Annotated in this window: 19 protein-coding genes; 9 read left to right on the plus strand and 10 right to left on the minus strand. The window is 70.2% G+C overall.

Annotation, left to right across the window (positions count from 1 at the left end):
• Nucleotide 1: 1 nt before the first annotated feature.
• Complete coding sequence (locus KALB_RS28750) at nt 2–838, minus strand: 3-methyl-L-tyrosine peroxygenase-related protein (protein ID WP_025359140.1); 837 nt, start codon at nt 836–838, stop codon at nt 2–4.
• 39 nt (nt 839–877) lie between these two features.
• The gene (locus KALB_RS28755) at nt 878–1,810 is read right to left on the minus strand and encodes a DMT family transporter (RefSeq protein WP_081789578.1); all 933 of its coding nucleotides are present in this window, start codon (nt 1,808–1,810) and stop codon (nt 878–880) included.
• A gap of 73 nt (nt 1,811–1,883) precedes the next feature.
• Between KALB_RS28755 and KALB_RS28760 the strand changes: the two genes are divergently transcribed.
• A complete protein-coding gene (locus tag KALB_RS28760) occupies nt 1,884–2,786 on the plus strand; it encodes a LysR family transcriptional regulator (protein ID WP_025359142.1) in 903 nt (300 codons plus the stop codon).
• Nucleotides 2,787–2,823: 37 nt separating this feature from the next.
• Complete coding sequence (locus tag KALB_RS28765; protein ID WP_042220882.1) at nt 2,824–5,121, plus strand: ATP-binding cassette domain-containing protein; 2,298 nt, start codon at nt 2,824–2,826, stop codon at nt 5,119–5,121.
• Nucleotides 5,122–5,147: 26 nt separating this feature from the next.
• Here the strand turns inward: KALB_RS28765 and KALB_RS28770 are convergent, their stop codons facing one another.
• On the minus strand, nt 5,148–6,974 hold the full coding sequence (locus KALB_RS28770) for a right-handed parallel beta-helix repeat-containing protein (protein WP_025359144.1): 1,827 nt from the start codon (nt 6,972–6,974) through the stop codon (nt 5,148–5,150).
• 161 nt (nt 6,975–7,135) lie between these two features.
• On the opposite strand from KALB_RS28770, the gene KALB_RS28775 reads away from it, so the two are divergent.
• Nucleotides 7,136–8,014, plus strand: coding sequence for an NAD(+)/NADH kinase (locus KALB_RS28775; protein WP_025359145.1), 879 nt, complete (start codon nt 7,136–7,138; stop codon nt 8,012–8,014).
• Nucleotides 8,015–8,126: 112 nt separating this feature from the next.
• Here KALB_RS28775 and KALB_RS28780 read toward each other — a convergent pair whose 3' ends face one another.
• Nucleotides 8,127–9,566, minus strand: a complete 1,440-nt coding sequence (locus KALB_RS28780; protein ID WP_025359146.1) for a glycosyltransferase family protein — start codon at nt 9,564–9,566, stop codon at nt 8,127–8,129.
• Between the two features lie 280 nt (nt 9,567–9,846).
• Between KALB_RS28780 and KALB_RS28785 the strand changes: the two genes are divergently transcribed.
• Nucleotides 9,847–10,176 (plus strand): hypothetical protein, encoded by a 330-nt coding sequence (locus KALB_RS28785; protein ID WP_025359147.1) that lies wholly within the window; start codon nt 9,847–9,849, stop codon nt 10,174–10,176.
• A gap of 47 nt (nt 10,177–10,223) precedes the next feature.
• Here the strand turns inward: KALB_RS28785 and KALB_RS28790 are convergent, their stop codons facing one another.
• On the minus strand, nt 10,224–10,955 hold the full coding sequence (locus KALB_RS28790; RefSeq protein ID WP_025359148.1) for a GAF and ANTAR domain-containing protein: 732 nt from the start codon (nt 10,953–10,955) through the stop codon (nt 10,224–10,226).
• Nucleotides 10,956–11,003: 48 nt separating this feature from the next.
• Nucleotides 11,004–11,717: an ANTAR domain-containing protein gene (locus KALB_RS28795; protein WP_051913273.1), complete on the minus strand. Its 714-nt coding sequence runs from the start codon at nt 11,715–11,717 to the stop codon at nt 11,004–11,006.
• A gap of 339 nt (nt 11,718–12,056) precedes the next feature.
• Here KALB_RS28795 and KALB_RS28800 point away from each other — a divergent pair, with 339 nt between their 5' ends.
• Nucleotides 12,057–13,259: a helix-turn-helix domain-containing protein gene (locus KALB_RS28800; RefSeq protein WP_025359150.1), complete on the plus strand. Its 1,203-nt coding sequence runs from the start codon at nt 12,057–12,059 to the stop codon at nt 13,257–13,259.
• A 151-nt stretch (nt 13,260–13,410) separates the two neighbouring features.
• Nucleotides 13,411–13,782 carry a hypothetical protein gene (locus tag KALB_RS28805; protein WP_025359151.1) on the plus strand — a complete coding sequence of 124 codons (372 nt, stop codon included), beginning with the start codon at nt 13,411–13,413 and terminating at the stop codon, nt 13,780–13,782.
• A gap of 326 nt (nt 13,783–14,108) precedes the next feature.
• Here KALB_RS28805 and KALB_RS28810 read toward each other — a convergent pair whose 3' ends face one another.
• Nucleotides 14,109–14,654, minus strand: a complete 546-nt coding sequence (locus KALB_RS28810; protein WP_025359152.1) for an AAA family ATPase — start codon at nt 14,652–14,654, stop codon at nt 14,109–14,111.
• Between the two features lie 112 nt (nt 14,655–14,766).
• On the opposite strand from KALB_RS28810, the gene KALB_RS28815 reads away from it, so the two are divergent.
• On the plus strand, nt 14,767–15,300 hold the full coding sequence (locus tag KALB_RS28815) for an RICIN domain-containing protein (RefSeq protein WP_025359153.1): 534 nt from the start codon (nt 14,767–14,769) through the stop codon (nt 15,298–15,300).
• 54 nt (nt 15,301–15,354) lie between these two features.
• On the opposite strand, the gene KALB_RS28820 is transcribed toward KALB_RS28815, so the two are convergent.
• Nucleotides 15,355–16,092 carry an SDR family oxidoreductase gene (locus KALB_RS28820; protein WP_025359154.1) on the minus strand — a complete coding sequence of 246 codons (738 nt, stop codon included), beginning with the start codon at nt 16,090–16,092 and terminating at the stop codon, nt 15,355–15,357.
• Nucleotides 16,093–16,226: 134 nt separating this feature from the next.
• Here KALB_RS28820 and KALB_RS28825 point away from each other — a divergent pair, with 134 nt between their 5' ends.
• Nucleotides 16,227–16,781, plus strand: coding sequence for a TetR/AcrR family transcriptional regulator (locus KALB_RS28825; RefSeq protein WP_201771836.1), 555 nt, complete (start codon nt 16,227–16,229; stop codon nt 16,779–16,781).
• A gap of 141 nt (nt 16,782–16,922) precedes the next feature.
• Here the strand turns inward: KALB_RS28825 and KALB_RS28830 are convergent, their stop codons facing one another.
• Nucleotides 16,923–17,774: a helix-turn-helix transcriptional regulator gene (locus tag KALB_RS28830; RefSeq protein ID WP_025359156.1), complete on the minus strand. Its 852-nt coding sequence runs from the start codon at nt 17,772–17,774 to the stop codon at nt 16,923–16,925.
• Nucleotides 17,775–17,916: 142 nt separating this feature from the next.
• Between KALB_RS28830 and KALB_RS28835 the strand changes: the two genes are divergently transcribed.
• Nucleotides 17,917–18,660: an SDR family oxidoreductase gene (locus KALB_RS28835; RefSeq protein WP_025359157.1), complete on the plus strand. Its 744-nt coding sequence runs from the start codon at nt 17,917–17,919 to the stop codon at nt 18,658–18,660.
• A gap of 19 nt (nt 18,661–18,679) precedes the next feature.
• On the opposite strand, the gene KALB_RS28840 is transcribed toward KALB_RS28835, so the two are convergent.
• On the minus strand, nt 18,680–20,335 hold the full coding sequence (locus KALB_RS28840; RefSeq protein WP_025359158.1) for an FAD-dependent oxidoreductase: 1,656 nt from the start codon (nt 20,333–20,335) through the stop codon (nt 18,680–18,682).
• Between the last annotated feature and the right edge of the window lie 20 nt (nt 20,336–20,355).

A 20,355-nucleotide genomic window follows, 5' to 3' on the forward strand; every position in this document is an offset into this window, starting at 1 on the left:
ATCAATCCTCTCCGGAGGTCTCGTCGAAGTGTTGTTGCAACAGGGATTCCCCGCCCGGCACGAACTTCTCGCAGATCAGCTTGTGCTCGCGGCGATTGCGCGACTGCGATTTCCACAGGGCCCTGGCCGATCGCGCCACGGGTTCGGGCATGCGCTCGGTGGCCCGGGTGCCGCGCAGCCGTGGTTTGAGATCACCGAGCCTGCGCAGCAGCACCGCGTGCTCCTGGTTGAACACACCGGAGAAGCCGGGCGGCATCCACGGCGGTTCCATCGACGGGCGCACGGTGTTCTCGTAGGCGTCCGGTGGGAAGTTCGACGCGTAGTGCATCGTCGCGGTGGCCGCGTCGTAGAGCACCGTGAGCTCGTCGAGCATGACCTTGATGCCGGTCCAGTCCTCCCCGTGCAGTGCGGCGGAGATCGCGTCGATGCGCGAGTTCATCAGGGACAGCACGTGGTGGAACAGGTGGTGGCCGAGTTTCCACCGGCGTGCGGCCACCTGCTGCTGGCTCATGGGCGAACGCGGCGAGGGGATCGCGGCTCCCGTCTCGGCGGGTGCCAGCGCGCTCGCCAGCAGGAGGCGGTTGATCCCGGACAACAGTTCGGCGCGCTGTTCGGCGGTCAGGTCGGTGATGGCGAGGTCCTCGACGACCTGCCTGATGACACTGTGCGCCCCTGCCCACCAGGTCGACTCGTCGGTGCCCCCGCGGTCGATCCGAAAGTAGTTGTCGTAGTCGGGAGTCCCGGCGGATTCAGCGTCTCTGACCGGCGCTCGGCCGTCATCCCGTAACGAAATCGCACGTACCAGCTCTTGGTTGCCGTTACCCGCAAACAATGCCACACCCCCATACGTGGCTTCTGTTCGGTTGTGACACCACTACTATGTCTTGTACGACCACACTCGATTGGCGATGCCGACAGCCAGGAGAGCGAGAACCATCCCCGCGATTTGCCACAGGGAGGGAACCTCTGCCAACAGAATCGCACTCAGAATGACGGTCACGACTGGTTGTGTGAGCAGCAGCGCGGCCGTCTGGTTCGAGGGCAGGCGCGGTGATCCCGAATTGATCAGCATCCAGGCGAACACCTGCCCCAGCACCGCCAGTCCAATCATGGCCAGCCATGAGGTCCAGGAGAGGGACTCCAGGTGAACACCAGTGCTCAACGGGGACAACACCGCCGCCGTGACGGCCGCCGATGCCGTCGCCCAGGCCAGCGGGGTGACCGTCCGCCCCGGCTCCCTCCTGCCCTGACGCCGGGTCAGGTAGAGGTAAACGCCGTAGGCGGTGCCCGCCAGGACGCCGAAGAGCGTGCCGCGGACGGCGTTCGAGGTGTCCGCGTGCTTCTCCAGCGCCCCGCTGACGAGCACGATGCCCACCAGCATGGCGGGGCAGGCCAGCGCGAACCGGCGCGAGGGCACCTCCCTTTCCACGATCCACGCCAACAGGGGCAGCACGACCACCTGGACGTTGATCAGCACGGTGGACACACCGGCCCCGACGTCGAAGATGCTCCTGGTCCACATGACGTAGTCGGCCCCGAGCGCGGCTCCGGCCACCACGGCGACGACAACTCCCCGAGCCGACAGCGCGCCCCGGCGGCGGGATTCCCGCCACGCCAGCGGAGCCAGCACCAGCACGGCGATGGCACATCGCAGAAATGCGGAGGTGGCCGGATCGACGGCGGCCACCTTGACCAGTACCGCCGATGTGGACAGACAGCCCGCCCCACCGAGAACGAGCAGCGCCGGGCCCCACGGGAGGGTGTCGTGTTCCTGCTGGGCCGATTGTGTCGGACGCACATCTGCTGCCACGGATGGAGTATCCAGCCCCGCGTGACAGGAGGTCCATTATGCGTTCGTTTCGAATACTGGTAAGCAGAGGTTCATGAACAACTGGACCTGGGATCGGCTGCGGGTCTTCAACGCCGTCGCGCACACGGGCTCGGTCACCGCCGCCGCCCGCGCGCTGCACATGACGGGCCCCGCGGTGTCCCAGCACCTGCACCGCCTGGAGGCCGAGGTGGGCGCCTCGCTGGTGGCGCGCGTTGGCCGGGGCATCCGGCTGACCCACGAGGGCGTGGTCCTCGCCGAGCACGCACGCGCGCTGGCCGCCATCGTGCAGCAGGCCGAACACGACCTCGCCGAGCACGAGCGGGAACTGCGTGGCACCATCAGGATCGGGGCCATCTCCTCGGCGATCCGCGGCCTACTGCTCGCACCGCTGCACGAGTTCACGTGCCGCCACCCGAAGGTGCGCGTCCAACTGCGGGACGGCGAGGCCGTCGACCACCTGCGCAGGCTGCACGAACACGACCTGGACGTGGTCATCGCCGAGTCGTGGCACAACCACCCGTCGCCGATGCCCCGCGGTGTCCAGCCGACCCGCCTGCTCACCGAACGCGCGCGCCTGGTCGTGCCCGAGGGACACGTCCTCGCCGAACGCGACAAGGTCGCCTTCCGCGAACTCGGCGGCCAGGCCTGGACGTGCTGCCCTCCGGGGTCCGACGCGCACACGGCCCTGTGCCAGTTCGCGCGGCACGCGGGCGTGGAACTGGAGGTGGCGTACACCGTCGCCGACCACACCACCCAGATCGACCTCGTCGCGGCGGGACTCGCCTTCGCGTGCATCCCCGAGCTCTCGCTGCCCAAGTGCCTCAACGGGGTCCGGGTGGTCGACACCGATCCCGTGCTGACCCGCTCGGTCGACGTGGTCGTACGGACAGGGCCACTTCCCCTGCACGTCAACGAGTTCGTGTCCGACCTCGGCCAGGCGTGCCGAGCGGGCTGAGCGCGCGCCACCGGGACGCGTTGCCTACCATGAGGCCATGGCCGCGCCCCAAGATCGAGACGTGCAGCCCGAGGACCTCTCCGCAAGCCACGAGTTGATCAGGCTGCGCGGGGTGCGCACGCACAACCTCAAGGACGTCGACGTCGACATACCCAAGCGCCGCCTCGTCGCCGTCACCGGGGTCTCCGGCTCGGGCAAGTCCTCGCTCGCGTTCGCCACGCTCGCCGCGGAGTCCCGCAGGCAGCTCTACGCCACGATGCCGGCGTTCGTGCGCACCAAACTGCCACACGACCGGCAGCCCGAGGCCACCTCGCTGAGCGGGCTCACCACCGTGATCGTGGTCGACCAACGACCTCTCGGCAGCAACTCCCGCTCCACGGTCGGCACCGCCACCGAGGTGTGGACGATGCTGCGCATGCTGTACTCCCGGCTCGGTGAGCCCTCGGCCGGGTACTCCCCCGCCTACTCGTTCAACGACCCCTCGGGGATGTGCGAGGACTGCGCCGGTCTCGGCGAGGTCACCGACATCGACGGCGAGGCGATGATCGACCGCGACCGCAGCCTCAACGAGGGTGCGATGGTCTTCCCCAGCTTCGCGGTCGACACCTGGATCTGGAAGCGCTACGTCTACTCCGGCTTCTTCGACAACGACCTGCCGCTGCGCGAGTGGCCGGAAGAACTCGTGCAGTTCCTGCTGCACGGCCAGACCCAGCGACCGCCCAACCCGCTCCCCCGGTTTCCCAAGAGCGCCCGCTACCAGGCCATGGTGCCGCGCATCCGGCGGCTCCTGGTGGAACGTGAGGCCAAGCCCGGCCCCGCCGTCCGGCAGGCGCTCCGCGAGGTCACCGCGCAGCGCCCGTGCCAGGCGTGCGGGGGAAGCAGGCTCAACGCGGCGGCACGCGCGAGCCTGGTCCACGGTGTTTCCATCGTCGAACTCGGACATCGCGACGCGAGCGGTGTGCTCGACTTCTGCGCCGCCATCACGCACCCCTGGGCCCAACCGCTGGTGGAACAGCTGCGGTTGCGCCTGGAGTCGATGATCACCCTGGGGCTGGGGCACCTGCACTGCTATCGCAGCACGCCCACGCTGTCCGGCGGGGAATCCCAGCGCCTCAAGCTCGTGCGGCACCTGGGCTCCAGCCTCACCGACCTGACCTACGTCCTCGACGAACCCACCGACGGGCTGCACCCCGGCGATGTCGCCTCGCTGATCGAGGTCCTGCGCCGCCTGCGCGGTCACGGCAACACCGTGCTGGTCGTCGATCACCACACCGCCGTGATCAACGCCGCGGACCACGTCATCGACCTCGGCCCGGGTGCGGGCGAGGAGGGCGGGCAAGTCGTCTTCCAGGGGCCCGTGGAGCGGCTGCGCAAGGCCGACACGATCACCGCGCGAGCACTGCGCAACGGCGTTCGCCTGAAGGCGGAACCCCGAAGGCCCACCGGTTGGCTCGCCCTGCGCGGCCTGTCACGGCACACGCTCAAGAACATCGACCTGGACATCCCCACCGAGGTGCTCACGGTGATCACGGGAGTGGCCGGTTCGGGCAAGTCCACGCTGGCTCAGGAGATCCTGGACCAGTACCCCCGCTTCACGCTGATCGACCAGACTCACATCCTCGCGACCTCGCGTTCCACCGTCGGGACCTGGCTGTCGATCGCCGACCACGTCCAGCAGGCCTTCGCCGAGGTCAGCGGCCAGTCAGCAAAACTGTTCAACCCCCGCTCGGCGGGCGGGTGCCCGCACTGCCGGGGAACCGGTGTCCGCCGCACGGACCTCGCCTTCCTCGAGGACGTCGACACACCCTGTGAGCATTGCGGGGCAACAGGATTCCGGCCGGAGGCACTTCGGCCCACGCTGCACGGCCGCACCGTGCTCGACGTGCTGCGCACACCGTTGTCCGGCCTTGCCGAGTTCGTGTCGCACCCGACCGTCGCCCGGTTGAGCGCGCGCCTGACAGCGCTCGGACTGGGCCACCTGTCCTGCGGCAGGCCGCTGGACACGCTGTCCGGCGGGGAACGCCAGCGGCTCAAGCTCGCCAGGCACATCGACGACACCAACAGCGACCTTGTCATCGACGAGCCGACAGCAGGCTTGCACATCAACGACATCATCCCGCTCAACGGCCTCGTCGACGAGCTCATCGACAGCGGTCGAACCATCATCGTGGTCGAGCACTCCCTGCACGTCGTCGCCAACGCGGACTGGATCGTGGATCTCGGCCCCGGCGCCGGGGACCAGGGAGGACGGATCCTGTTCACGGGAACACCCCACGAGCTCGCCGGTGCCGACACGCCAACCGGAAGGCACCTGCGAGACGCACTCAGGTCGTAGCACATCACCGCCTGGCCGGGGAACTCTCAGCCGACATACCACTGCCATGCGGGCACCGAGCTGTACGTGATCGTGATGGATGCGTTGGGCCCCAGCGGAATCGCGCCGCTGGTGAGGCCGACCACGGTGCCGTTGATCGCGATCGAGGTCACGGCGCCGCCGGTCACGAACACCGTTGCGTCAGCGCCGAAGGTGTTGGCCTGAGCAACTCCGGAGGCGGGCAGGGGCGGCGGGGTGACGATGCCGCGCGGGTTGTAGTTCGAGTTCCAGCGCACGTAGTAGCCGCCAGTCGGTGCGGTGTCGAACAGGAACGTGCCGGTCAGGTTGCCGAGCACGTCGTTGCCCTCGATCTGGCAGGCCGACAGCGAACCCGTGCTGGTGGTGGACAACGCGTACTGCTGGCGGCGCGCGAACCCGTACGAGCCGTTGTTGTTCAGGTTGTCGTGGATCCGGTTCCACCGCACCAGCAGGTGGCTGGTGGCCGCGGTGATCTGGATGCCGCATCTGCGGGAGGCGGCGGCGGGCAGGGTGTAGGCCGCGCCCGCTGGCGGCGTGCTGCCGGACCACGCCGATCCGCTGCGCGCGGGCGCGAGGGTGAGCACGGTCGCGGCGTTACCGATGACGGTCGCCGTGACCGCGCCGACCGTGACCGTCTTGCCCTTGTGCGCATCGAGCAGCCAGCTCTTCGTGGAATCGGTCAGCGTGGTGGCCGTGATGCCGGTGCTGGTGCCCGAGTCGCCACCACCGGACTGGACGCCGTTGCTGCGGATCCGGTTCTGGAACACGTGCCCATCGGTCAGCGGCGCGTCGATGCGCACGCCGTCCAGGGCGTTGAGCCAGATGTCGTTCTCGCTGATCGCGTGTTCGAGCGCGGCGAGGGTGCCGGCCTGGGCGAGGTTGACCAGGTGCACGCCGTGCCGACCGTTGTTGCTGATCCGGTTGCCGCGGATCGAGTACCGCCCGGTGGCGTTGTCGCCGATCAAGATGCCGTCGAGCACGTTGTTGTCGAGGACGCAGCCGGTGACGATGCCGCTGTGCCCGGCGATCCTGGCGACCCCCTCGCCGGAGACGCAGTAGCCGTGCCTGCGGTTGGCGATCATGTGGCAGCCGGACACGACCAGGCCCTCCACGCCCCAGTCGCTGATGCCGTACTGGTTGCCCGAGACGTAGCAGTTGGCGACCCTGATGCCGCGGGACAGGGTCGGCGTGCCGGAGAACTGGTGCTCGAAGAAGATGCCGTGGGTACCGCAGTCGCGGGCGACGCAGTTGGTGAGGGACAGTTGCATGTCCTGGAACGCCCCGGTACCGATACCGAACCCGGCGCCACCGATCTGGCTGCCGGAGTTCTGTCTGCCCGCGCGGTCGACCACACACCCGTCGATCATCGATTCGAGCAGCTGGTCGCAACCGATGCCCGAGGCCAGGGTGTCGTGCACGTACAGCCGCAGGAACCGCGCCCTGCGCATGTACAGGATGTTGATGCCCTTGGAGCCCACGTCGTAGGAGGTGGTGGTGATGCCGGAGCCGTCGATCTCGAAGTCCGCGAACGTGATGTCGTCCAGCGTGTTCCAGATCGAGCCGTCGGTGTAGTTGTAGAAGCAGGAGAATCCGGAGGCCAGCGGACCGGAGTTGGTGGGCTTGAACACGGTCTTGCCCGCACCGTCGCCGACCAGGGACACGCCGGTCTTCCACTTGATCCCGGCCCGGAGCAGATAGGTCCCCGCAGGGGCGTAGAGCACGGCGCCGACGGGGGCGGTGTTCACGGCCGCCTGGATGGCGGCGGCGTTGTCGGTGGTGCCGTCGCCGACCGCGCCGACTGCGAGCAGGTTTATCACCTCGGTATTGGACAGCAACCGGAAGCGGGAATCTGCTACTTTCCCGATCGCGAATCTGGCTGGACGGCCGGTGGCGGGTACGGACGCGGCGGCCCGGACAGCGGTCGCCGAGGCGGCCCGACACGTGCAGACTCAGCCCATGACGGTCACGGAACCAGTTGCCGCGAGGACCCGCTGACATGCGCTCGGTCGGCCTGGTGCTGCACCCACAGCGCGACTCCGCGACCGCGGTCGCCGCGGTGCTCGGCTGGGCGGCGAACCGGGGTATCGAGATACTCGGCATCGCCGAGGAGATCGAGCGGCTGGACTGCGCGGCGGTCCCGGTGACCCCCGCGGAGCTCGGCCGCGGGGCCGACCTGGTGGTCAGCCTCGGCGGGGACGGAACCATGTTGCGCGCGATGCGGCTGACCGACGGGCAGCGCGCCCCGGTGCTCGGCGTGAACCTGGGCAAGCTCGGCTTTCTCGCCGAGGTGGACGTGCCCGACCTCCCCGGCGCCCTCTCGGCGATCGACGACCACGAGTTCAGCATCGAGCCCCGGCTGGCCGTCGACGCCACCCTTGGCGACCGGTCTGTCACCGCGTTCAACGAGGTGGCCGTCGTGCGGGTGCCGGGGCACGGCAGCGCGGTGGTCGCGGTGCGCGTCGCGGGCCAGCCCTTCGTCAGCTACGCGGCGGACGCGGTCATCGTCGCCACCCCGACCGGTTCGACCGCGTACAGCTTCTCCGCGGGTGGACCGATCACCAGCCCGGCGGTCGAGGCGCTGCTGGTGACCCCTGCCGCGCCGCACTCCGCGTACAGCCGAGGCGTGGTGCTGTCCGTGCGGGACACCGTGGCCCTGGACGTCCTGCCTTCCAGTGGACGGCTGGCCGTCGAGGTCGACGGTGAGGTCGCGGGCCATGTCGGGCCAGGAGAGCACATCGAGCTGCGGGCCCGCCCGAACGCCGCACGCGTCGTGCGCCTGGGCAGGACCACCTTCTACCAGCGCGCCCGCCGCAAGCTGCGCCTGACCGATTCCGCGGAGATCCCGGTGAGTTGGCCCGACTGCGCCGGAGGTTGAGCCGGCGCACCGTCAAGTCCACTGTGGACGGATTGTGGCAGACCGGGAAAAGCTCGGCACGGCGCCGTCCACGTGCTGGGGTGGCGCGTGGGAGACGCCGAGTTCGTCCGGCTCACCGGCTGCCACCGTCAGTCGGGGCCGCACCCCGGGTGAGCGTGGCGTGCAGGTTCCGCAGCAGTTCCAGCCAGGGCTGCTCCGGGAACAGGCTGCTCAGCAGTTCGACGTTCGCGCCGTTGCCGCCCGCCTCGTACCGGGCCTGCCGGTCGTGCAGGACACGCGCCACCTGGGCACCGGCTGCCCGCATGTCCGATGCCGACCTGCCCGCGCGCAGCACGCGGTAGTCCATGCCGTACACCTGCTCGAACGCGGTGTAGTACGTGGTCGCGCACGGCAGGTGCGCCAGGGAGGCCAGCGCGGGCCCCAGGCCGATGGTCTCCACGTCCGGAGTGCTCGGCGTGAAGAACACCATGCCCTCGGTCGCGGCGGCCAGCCGCAACAGGTCCACCTCGTCCAGCACCCACGTCCCCCGCGCGTCCTGGTAGCTGCCGAGCGGCACGCCGTCCAGGAAGCGCACGTCCTCGGCGAGGTCGAGCCGCGCGACCAGGTCGGTGATCTCGGCGGCGTAGTCCGGGTCCTCGTCCAGGCTGCCGAACACCAGCAGGTACGGCAGCGGCCTGCCCAGCCGCGCGCATTCCCGCCTGGTCGCCGCCAGCAGTTCCAGCGACAGGTCCACGCCCTTGACCCGGAACACCCGCACCGGGCACAGCACGACCGGCCGCGACAGGTCCAGCCGCCAGTGCCGGGCGAATTCCCGGTGCCGTTCGCCCAGCGGTTCCCGCACGCCCGCTGGCAGGACGTTCGGCACCACGCTCGGCTTCGCGTCCGTGGGATAGCGCAACGCCTCGGCAGCCAGTTCCGAGGACACGACCGCCCATTCCGTGTAAGCGTTTTTCTGCGGCACTGGAATCAACTCGTTGGGCACTTCGGGATAGATGCGGAGCCCGTTCTCGAAAATGGCGCACGATCCGAACAGGTCGTGGTCCCAGAACAGCACGCCGCCCGGGCGTCCGCCGTCACCGAAACGCTCGCGCACAGCGGCCTGCAACCCGGCAGTGACCGGCACGGCGTCCGACAGCGTCATGTTGATCGCGACGACCCAGTCGATCTCGTGGTCGTCCAGCCAGGTCCTGAAGTGCTCGCGGTAGACCTCGGCGAGTTCCTCGATGCGCCCGCGCAGGGCTTGCAGTTCCCCGCCATCCAGCCGGGACGGGTCGGCCACCTGGTCGCGGACCTCCCGCCACAGCGGGCGGAGCCGCTCCGGATCGGCCCCCGCGGGCGGGGCGGTCGACACCCACAGCCAGTCCGGGTAGCCCGCCACCGGCGCCCCGTCGGGGTAGAACGCCCCTTTGTCCGGACGCCAGGAATACCCCAGGTCCGCGGCGACGGGCGTGTCCACCAGCCCGCGCCGGACCCCGATGTCCACGACGTTGCGGAAGACCGTCAGCAGCCCGCTGACGGGTAAACCGTCACCGGAGACAACCCCCAGTTTCATCGCCACCCGCTCCCCAGAACAACGCGCACCGAAAACCCCGACGTCAACGAATGAATATACGAACCGAACCGACAATTCGAGGTTAACAAGGGAGAAGTGCGTGCGCAACAGCAACGACTCACCGCGATTTCCGGACGTCCTGTCAAGAGGCAGACGGCCAGTTTTCCGGCGTCGAAGTCACCCGAACGGCGGCACCACACGACCTGTTCACCTCCGGGACGGCCGGTTGAACCGGTCGTCCCGGGGTACCCCGTGCTCCCGCGAACGACAGGAGTCGGTGATGCCCCAGGCGTGGAGCAAGAAACGCGAACGTCAGTACGAACACGTCAAGGACTCGGCCGAACAGCGCGGCGCGAGCACCGCCAGAGCCAAGGAAATAGCGGCACGCACGGTCAACAAGAACCGCGCCCAGTCCGGGGAGGCGGCCACCGCGAGCAGGACCTCCACACAGGACATGTCCCCGCAGCGGCGAGGGGGCCTGCGATCGGGCAAGGGCACCGGCGGGCCCACCCGTGACCAGCTGTACAACGAGGCCAGGCAGCGCAACATCAGGGGGCGCTCGAAGATGACCAAGTCCGAGCTGGCCGAGGCAGTGGGCCGCAAGGCGTGAACGCGGCCCGCGGGTGCATACTCCACTGTGGACTGACGTGCGGCAGGTCAGGCCTTCTCGACGTCCAACGCTGTGGGGGCAAGGGATCCGTCGGTGATGGCTTGCGCGAGTTCGCGCAGCGGGCGGCCGGTACGTGAGCTGCACTCGGACATCCTGGCCCGAGCGGACTCCGGTTCCAGTCCGAGCGTCCCGGCGAGCACGCCGACGGCCTGTGCGATGTGCGCCCGGTCGTTGACCGCGGTGAGGGTCAACTCGGCCAGGCGCTCCACTCTGCGCGGATCGCGTTCCTGAGTCAGGCCCAGCATCGCCAGGTCGGCCAGTGACTGTCCCAGGCGCACCTGCCACTCGGCCAACTCCCCGCACCGGGTGAACAGCAGGGTGACGCCGCCGACGGCCCGGCCGTCCAACCGCAGTGGGAACGCGTACACCGAGCGGAATCCTTCGGCGGAGGCGGCGCGGGCGAACTGTGGCCACCGCGTGCCATCAGCCTCGAGGTCGGTGCTGCTGATCACCGTCTTGCCCATGGTGCAGTCCAGGCACGGGCCCTGGACGGCCTGACTCCGCAGCAGCTCGACGACAGGCATCCGCTCATCGGACGCGTCGAGCAGGGTCAGTCCGCCCCGGGGGTCGGCGATCAGGACCCCCGACACGGCTGGCGTCAACAAGGTCTGGCACGCCGCGATGACCGCGTTGACCACGCTCAGCCCGTCGTGCCGGGCGGCGAGGCGCGCGGTGATTGCGGCGACGGTGTCGCTGAACACTTCCGGCGCGAACGTCACCGGGTCAGCATAAGGCCGTGCTCGCGGCACACGCAGAACAGAGATCGCTTACTCCCGGAACAAGTCGGAGGACAGGTGGCGGCGCAGCACTTCCTGCGCGACCTCCAGCAGCGATCGGTTGTGGCTGAACGCATGGGCGCGCAGCCGCAGGGAGGCCTCCTCGATGCTGATCCGCAACTGTGCGGCGAGCATCCCGGTGGCCACGTTGAACGCGTCGTAGTGGCCACTGCTGTCCTCACGGATCCACTGGGCCCGTTCCCGCTTGCTGCCCGTGGCATCGGCCAGCAGCGCGGCGGTGGCCAACTCCGCCAGCACCGCGGCATCCATGAGCCCCCCGGTCGCGAGCGGTCCGGCGCGCCCGCGGTAGAGGGTGAGCACGCCCAGCCGGATCGCGCCGCTCTGCAGCGGGAACGAGAACGCCGCCGCAAGGCCGTGCGCACCGGCCGCGTCCGCGAAGCCGGGCCACCGTCCCCGCGCGGTGTGCACCTCGGCGACGAGCACCGGTCCGCCGGTGGTGAACGCCTCGACACCAGGGCCCTCACCGAGGGTGTACTGCAACTCCTCCAACTCCTGCGCCCACACTTCACTGACCGTGACCAGCTCCTGCACCCGCGCGCCGGACCGGACCGAGATCGCCACGGCGTCCACGTCGATCTCGTCCACCGCGACCTCGCACACCACACCGGCCCAACCTGCGGAGCTGCGGTGGTCCGCGCCGTCAGCGACACGCTGCCACAGCCAGGCACGGCGCTGCCCGTCCACCGCCAACTAACCTCCGCGCTCGACCGAAAACGATCACCGACCGGTGTCATCACCCGCCGGGGACCATCATCGCGCAGCCGCGACAGCGGCGCAGACGAACCCGCCGCGCTGGCCGCCGCCGTCCTCGGGGCGAGCTCCACCCGCGCCGTGGCGGGCACCCCGCTGGACGCCTCGATTGTTCGCGTACCGCTTCCGGGTAATTCGCAATCGTTACTCCGTCCCGTTCGCCAGTTCCCGCAGCACAGGACCGGCCACCGGCACAGATCGCCACGGTTTGTTGTACCGGTGTGCCGCATCCTGACGATCACGGAACCGGCAACGAACTGGACGGAGTGACCGGTGGACCTATCGACGAGCCTGGGCGAACGGATCAGGCAGCGCCGACGCCGCGCGGGGATGAGCCAGCAGCAGCTCGCCCACCGCGCCGAGCTGTCCCTCGGGGTGATCCGCAAACTGGAGCAGGACCGGGGCGCGGCCCGCATCGCCACCTTGCAGAAGGTGGCGGCCGCACTGGACGTGACCGTGGCGTGGTTGCTGGACAAGCCCGCCGCCCTGCCCTCCGCCCACGCCGAGGCCGGGGGCGTGCAGGCCATCAGGGCCGCGCTGACCACCGTCGACGACCTGGTCGACGACGGCAGTGAGCTGACCGCGCCGATGGTCCTGGCGGAGGCGAAGCGCACCGTGACCTACCTGTGGGGCGCCTACTGGTCCGGGCGCTTCAGCCTGCTGGCCGCGCTGCTGCCGACCGTGCTGCCCCAGTTGCGCGCGACCGTGCGCGCGGTCCCGGCCGCGCAGCGCCCCACCGCGGCCGAGGCGCTGGCGCGGGGCCTTCAGGTCGCGGGCGACACCCTGATCCACCTCGCACACCCCGACGCGGCGTGGTTCGCTGTCCGTGAGGCGATCCGGGTCGCCGAGGACGGTGGCGACGAATTGCTCGCCGCCGTGCTGCGGTCCTCGGTGTCGTGGCAGCTGCTGGTCGGCGGGCGCTACGAGGACGCCAGCCGGGTCGCGCTGCGGACCGCGAGCGGCCTGGAGCCGACCGGGTCCAGTTCCCTGTCGCAGATCTCGGCCTACGGGCTGCTGGTGGTCGCCGCCGCCACGGCGACCGCGCGAGCGGGGCGGTCCGCCCAGACCGACGAGCTGCTGGCCGTTGCGGGCGAACAGGCCGACCGGGTGGGCTGCGAGCGATCGGACCACCAGACCACGTTCGGCCCGGCGAAGGTGCTGATGCTGGCCGCCGACTGCCACGTGGTGCAGGAGCAGTACGAGCGGGGTCTCCAGCTGACCCGCCAACTGCCGAGTGAGGCCCCGCTGACGCTGACCACCCGGGCCAGGGCGCTCACGGACCGGGCGCTGTGCGAGACGCGGCTGGGCATGGACGAGGCCGCGGTGGGCACGCTGCGCGCCATGATCGCGATGGCGCCGGAGTGGTTGTCGCATCAGAGTTTGCCCCGCATGATCGCCGCGGAGCTGGTCGAGCGGCAGCGGCGGGTGTCGGGCTCGCTGGCCGCGGTGGCCGCGCAGATGGGCGTTCTGGCCTAACCCGGTCCTCGCCCGTGCGGGTAGTGCCACAGAACGTGGTACCCGCACAGCGCCGCGACTTCCTACGGTGACGCCTTCGCCGCGCACCGCAGACGCCGCGGCTGTCACGGACCCAACGGGTCGCGTGGCCTGACCCGGGGACAGGAAAACCATGAACGACAACACCATCGCCAGTCGCACCGTCGAGATCACGCGCGAGCCGGACCCGATCGCGCCGCCACCCGAGGACGCCATAGCCGCACTGGCCCTGGCCAGCCTGCCGAGGTTGCACGAGGAGGACCAGCCGCTGCTGCTGGTGCGGATCAAGCACGCTTTGCTGGGTACCCAGCGGATGCGGGACACGCGACCGCTGGGCAGTTGGGACTACGTCACGCACCTGGCCGTGGTCGACCGGTACGGCACGGTGGTCGCCTGCTGCGGGTTCACGGCGGCCCCGGACGAGGTTGACGTACTGGAGCTGGCACAGGGAATGCCGTGCGCGCGGTGCATCCTGCTGACCACACGGCAGCGGCGACGGCGCTGAAGCCCGCACACCGGCGCTGGTCCAACCAGGTGCCCGGGCGGGGCGTCCGATCGGCGGCGCCACCCGAGCACCGGACCGGCGGCTAGCACCGGACCCGTGCTGAGGACGAACATGTCCAGCGCGACAGTGCCTCCCCGCGGTGGGGCCGACCTCCGCGAGGAGGCACTGTGCTCAGCCGGGTGCCTGCCGTCGCGATCGCATGAGCGGCGGTGTCGGGGAGACAACACTCGGCAGACGGTGGAGGCGCCCGGGAGACACGAGTCCCGCCGCGCCTCCACCGGCATTCACTGTTCGAGGATCTCGCGGTCAGGCGAGCCCACGACCGGTCAGCCGGGGAGCCGACCAGTCCAGTTGGTCGCGGCCACCACCTCGCGGGCGATGTCCTGGACAGATCGCCCGTCGGTCACCACCCGCACGGTGTCGGCAGGTACGCGCTCGTCCAGCAGCCGTGCCTTGTGGGCGCTGCGCTCGATCTCCTGCGCCAATTCCGAGCCGAGTTCCCTGTGTGTCAGGCGTTCGCCAGCGGTGCTGTCGGATGCGGTGAGCAGGACGCGGGTGAGCCGGACACCTTCTCCCATGGCACGCCTGAACATGCCGGTCGTCTCGGGCAGCACGCTCGCGGTGTTGGTGTAGATCAGGCGGCGGTGGCCGAGTCGGGCGAAGTTCGTCCAGACGGCGGTCAGATTGCGCTCGGTGATCTCCGAGCGGTCCGGGTCCGCTGGGGGCGCCGGGTGTACCTGGCCCATGAAGTCGCCCTCGATGATCGCGTGCGCGACCTCGGCGGCCCGCAGGCGCGCCGACACTTCCCAGGCCACCGTCGTCTTGCCGACCCCGGCCCGCCCGCCGATGAGCAACGCCTCAGCGTGATCCATGGCGGCAGCCTGGCAGTTCCCGGCCGGCCCGCGCGATCCGATATCGCCGCGCGCCCGCTGGCCGCGAACGGTGATACGGTCGCGGAAAAGTCGTCACAGCTATGGGGGAAACATGGGACTTCGCAGTACTTCGACCAGACTCGCCGCCGCGGCCGGTGCCGCCGTGCTGTGCCTCGCCACGGTCACCACCGCACCGGCCTCGGCCGCCCCGACCAATCATGTCCTGGCCATCTGGTACGTCCTGGCCAACGGCAAGATCCAGCTGAAGGGCACCGACAAGTGCCTAGACGCGGACCTCGGCTCGATCGACCAGAACGGCACCAAGGTGCAGTTGTGGGACTGCGGTGGCGGCGGTGACGAGCAGAACTGGACGCTGGAGACCACGCCGGGCGGCTACGTGATCCACAACGTGCGCAGCGGACGATGCCTGGACGCGGCGCTGGAGGAGATCAACGAGCCAGGCGGCAAGGTCCAGTTGTGGGACTGCACGGGCAATCCCGAGCAGTTGTGGTACCGCGACAACCACCAGGGCGACACGTTCTTCCGCAACGGCTACTTCGGGCCCGAAAGCGGCCGGCGCCTCGACACGCTGGACGGCGGCGAGGACAACGGCACCCCCGTGGTGCTGACCGGCATGATCTCCTGATCAACAGCGTCGCGCGGATCCCCGCAGGCTCGGCGGCGCGGGGATCCGCGCCGCTCAGCCCTGGGCGGTGGGACGGACGACGATCTCGTTCACGTCGACCTCGGCGGGCTGCTCGATCGCGAACGCGATCGCGCGGGCGATGGCCTCCGGTGGGATGGCGATCGCCTCCTTCGTGGCGGTGATCCGCGCCCGCACCTCGGGGTTGGGCGCGTCCTCGGCGAAGTCGGTCCGCGTGAACCCGGGCGAGACGAGCGAAACTCGCAGCGAGTCCCCAGCTTCCTGACGCAGTCCTTCGGAGATCGTGCGCACGGCGGCCTTCGTGGCCGAGTACACGGTCTGGCTCGGCACGGTCCTGTACGCGGCGGTGGAGGCCGTGTGGACGAACTGCCCGCAGCCCTGCTCGCGGAACACCGGCAGGGCTGCGGCGATCCCGTATAGGACTCCCTTGAGGTTGACGTCCACCATCGCGTCCCAGTCCTCGACGCGCAGGTCGTCCAGCGGCGAGATCGGCCCGACACCCGCGTTGCCGACCAGCACGTCGAGGCGGCCGAACCGCTCGCGGGCGAGCCGGACGAGGTTCGCCAGGTCCTCGCGCCGCCGCACATCCGTCTCGGCACAGGCGACCTCGGCCCCCGCCCCGCCGAGCCTGGCCGCGAGCGCGTCCAGCCGGTCCTTCCTGCGCGCGCCCAGCACGAGTTTCGCGCCGCGCTGGGCGAGCAGGACCGCCGTCGCCTCCCCGATCCCGCTGCTGGCGCCGGTGATGGCAACGACCTTGTCCTGGATTCCCGACATGGTGGCTGGTCCTCTCAGCGAAGTAAACGGACACCTGTCCGCTTCGCTCGACAGTAACGGACACATGTCCGCTTAGCAATCCGGTGCTACGGTGATCAGGTCAGGACGGGCGGGAGAAGATGGCACGATCGCCGATGCGTTCCGATGCCGAGCAGAATCGGACACGGATCCTGGAAGTGGCGCGCACCGCGCTGAGGGCCTCGAGCGCCGCTTCGCTGCAGTCCATCGCGAAGGCGGCCGGGGTCGGGCAGGGCACGCTCTACCGGCACTTCCCGAACCGGGAGGCGCTGTTGCTCGCCGTCTACCGCCACGACCTCGGCGAGCTGATCGACGCCGCGCCCGCACTGCTCGACCAGCACCCGCCGTTCGAGGCGCTGCGCCACTGGTTGCACCGGCTCGCCCTGTACGGCCGTATCAAGCACGGCCTGGCTGACGCCCTTCAGGCCGCCACCCGAGCCGACCTCGCGAGCGAGCACTACGGCCCGGTGATCGCCGTGATCACGCTCCTGCTGGAGTCCTGCAAGCAGGCAGGCGAGATGCGTACCGACGTCGACGCCGAAGAGCTCCTGTTGCTGGTCTCGTTCCTGTGGCGCGCCGAGGCCGACGAGGACTGGGACGCGCGGTCCCGCCACCTGCTCACCCTGGTCATGGACGGGCTGCGACCACAGCACCAGCACTCGGGTTCCTGATCCGCAGCGGCCCGCTGGCAGCCGACTGCTTCGTCCAAGGCCGTCCGTGTCCGCGTGATCTGCACCGCGTGTTTGGGCCCCGGTCTCCGGGGTACACCAGAATCGGCCCGCCGCCTCTCTCCCCCCTGGGCGGCGGGCCACTCAGCCGGTTCCCGGCGTGAAGCGTTGCGAGCCGATGACCCGCAGCAGCCCCAGCTTCTCGTGGCTCTCGGTGCCGGGAACCGCCGTGTAGACGAGCAGTGACTGGGACTGGTCCGGGTCGAGCAGCACCTGGCAGTGCAGTTCCAGCAAGCCCAGTTCCGGGTGGTTGAACCGCTTGCGCTGGTCGGTGAGCCGGACGCCGACCTCGTGCTCGTTCCACACCAGCGCGAACTCCGGGCTGCACGCCAGCAGGTCCTCGGCGATCGCGGCGGCACGCGAGCCCGCGCCGTCACGGGTGACCGCCGCGCGCAGTTGCGCGGTGAACGCGCGGCCACGCAGTTGGTGGTCCTGCTCGGGGTAGAGCCGCCGCGCGCCAGGATCGGTGAACCACCGGTAGACCACGGTGCGGGCGAAACCGGTGTAGTTCGTCTCCGCACCGAGCAGCGCGACCGCGAGCGGGGTCTGCACCAGGGTCTCGCCGAGCCCGGACATGACCTGAGCCGGGGTGTCCGCCAGCCGGTCGAGCACCCGCATCATGCCGGGGCTGACGTGCTCGCCGCCCCCACTGCGGCGAGGTGCGCTGTGCCCGCCGAGCAGGAACAGGTGGTCGCGCTCCTCGAAGGTCAGGTGCAGGCCCCTGGCGATCGCGGCGAGCATCTGCTCGGAGGGCTGCGGGCCGCGCTGGCGCTCGATGCGGCTGTAGTAGTCCGTGGACATCCCGGCCAGCGCCGCCACCTCCTCGCGCCGCAGTCCCGCGGTGCGGCGGCGGGCGCCACGCGGCAACCCCACGTCCTCTGGTTGCAGTGTCTCCCTGCGCTTGCGCAGGAAGTCCGCCAGCCCTGCCCGGTCCATTCGCCCACTGTCGCGGTCGGCGCCGCGGGGAGCAAGGCAGTGCTGGTCCTGGGATCGCCGATCCGTGGCTGAGCCGGCCGTTGTTGTGCCCCGAGGTCCGCGGTGCAGTGGTGGCAGGCACCCAGCAAGGAGGAGAACAGGCATGAGGACCACGCGGAACACGATCCTGGTCACCGGCGGCACCTCGGGGATCGGGCTCGGCCTGGCGCTGCGCCTGCACCAGGCGGGCAACAAGGTGGTCGTGGCGGGCCGCCGCGAGGAACTGCTCGACCAGATCGCCGCCGAGCACGAGGGCATCGACACCCTGGTGCTGGACGTGGCCGATCCCACCTCGATCACGAATGCCCAGGAAACGCTGTCCCGCACGCACCCCAAGCTCAACGTACTCGTCAACAACGCGGGCATCATGCTGGCCGAGGACCTGCTCGGCCCGGACGCCCTGCCGGTCGCCGAGGCGACCGTCACCACCAACCTGCTCGGCCCGATCCGCATGTCGGCCGCGTTCATCCCGCTGCTCGCCCGCCAGCGGGAGGCCGCCATCGTGAACGTCACCTCGGGGCTGGCCTTCGTGCCGCTGCCCGTGACGCCGACCTACAGCGCCACCAAGGCCGCGCTGCACTCGTACACCGAGAGCCTGCGCGTCCAGTTGGCCGACACCTCGATCCAGGTCATCGAACTCGTGCCGCCCGCCGTGCGCACCGCGTTGATGGGCCAGCAGGACGACGACCGGGCCATGCCGCTGGCGGAGTTCCTCACCGAGGTCATGTCCATTCTGGACACCCAGCCGGAGGCCGGGCAGGTCCTCGTGGACAACGTCAGGTTCCTGCGCTTCGCCGAGGCCAACGGCACCTACGACCAGGTGCTGGCCCAGCTCGCCCAGTACTGATCGTGACCGTCCACTGTGGTCAGTGCCGCCTCGGGGTCAGCGCCAACCGGATCACGCCGCGCCGTCCCGCCTTCAGCAGCTCGGGCACGGTCGGGAACTTGACCCTGGGGCGGCCCGACTCCAGGCCGCGCCGGCGCTCCGCCTGGTCGATCACCAGCATCTCGCGACGGCCCAGGACCTCGGGCTTGCGCCTGCGCACGAGCCGCGCGAACTCGCGGAGCGTGCCGGTCGGGGTGGGCAGGAGGCGGGCGGCACCGTCGTCCAGCACGCTGTCCACGGTCTCGGCGGCACAGGTCCGGTTGGCGCCGATCCCACCGGTGGGGCCGCGCTTGATCCAGCCCACCACGTAGGTCCCGGCCAGTGGCTGCCGGGTTTCCGGATCGACCACGCGGCCGCGGTCGTGCGGCACGGTCGCGGTCGCGGCGTCGAAGGGCAGGTCCGCGATGGGCGCGCTGCGGTAGCCGACGGCCCGGATCACCGACCGCGCCGGGATCTCGCGCGTCCCGTCGCCGTCCCGGACCACCACCGACTCGACCCGGTCCTCGCCGCCCAGTTCCACCGGCGGGGAGAAGTAGCGCAGCACGATGCGACGGCCCTGCGGCGGCGGCACCGACCAGTCCACCGGCTCGACGGGCAGATCGGCCAGCAGCGCGGCCTTGGAACCGGGTGCGGCCGCGGTGATCGCCTGTCGAACGGCCGGGTGCTCCTCGACGAGCACCCGCACACCGGGAATTTCGCACAGGGCGCGGAATTCCGGCTGGGTGTAGGCGGCCTGCTCGGGACCGCGGCGTCCGATCAGCACGACCTCGCGCACGGCGCTGCGGCGCAGCGCGGACAGGGCGTGGTCGGCGATGTCGGTGCCCGCGAGGTCCTCGGGGTCCGAGACGAGGATGCGCGCCACGTCCAGCGCCACGTTGCCCTGACCGATGATCACGACCCGGCTCGCGGACAGGTCCACCGCGTCGGCGGGCACCTCGGGGTGGGAGTTGTACCAGCCGACGAACTCCGTGGCCGAGGTGCTGCCCGGCTTGTCCTCGCCCGGCACGCCCAGCGCGCGGTCGTTGGCCGCGCCCACCGCGTAGATCACCGCGTGGTGGTGCGCGGCCAACTCGGCGTGGGTCACGTCCCGGCCGACCTCGAGGTTCATGTGCAGGCGCAGCCGGGGGTGCTGGTACAGCGCGGCGAAGCTGTCGCCGACCTTCTTCGTGGACACGTGGTCGGGTGCGACGCCGAACCGGATCAGGCCGCCGGGGACCGGCATCCGGTCGATCATGGTCACCTCGGCGCCGGTGAGCCGCAGCAGCGACTGCGCGGTGTACGAGGCGGCGGGCCCGGTGCCGACGATCGCGATGCGCAGCGCACCGGCCTCCGGCGGCAGCGAGCGGGGGAAGTGCGGTTCGCCCCAGGCGTTGTCGCTGGGGTTGTCCTCGTAGTACTGCTCGTTGAGCGTGGCGTAGACCGCGTCCGGCCCGGCGAGCCGGTCCACCGGGAAGATCGCGTCGGCCGGGCACGCGTCGGCGCAGGCGCCGCAGTCGATGCAGGTCCGCGGATCGATGTAGAGCATCTCCGTGCTGCCGAAGCCCGGCTCGTCCGGAGTCGGGTGGATGCAGTTGACCGGGCACACCGACACGCAGGACGCGTCGTTGCAACAGGTCTGGGTGATCGCGAACGGCATGGTCGCTGTCGTTCCTCGCT

The sequence above is a fragment of the Kutzneria viridogrisea DSM 43870 genome (genome assembly GCF_000525635.1).
GTDB lineage: Bacteria > Actinomycetota > Actinomycetes > Mycobacteriales > Pseudonocardiaceae > Kutzneria > Kutzneria viridogrisea.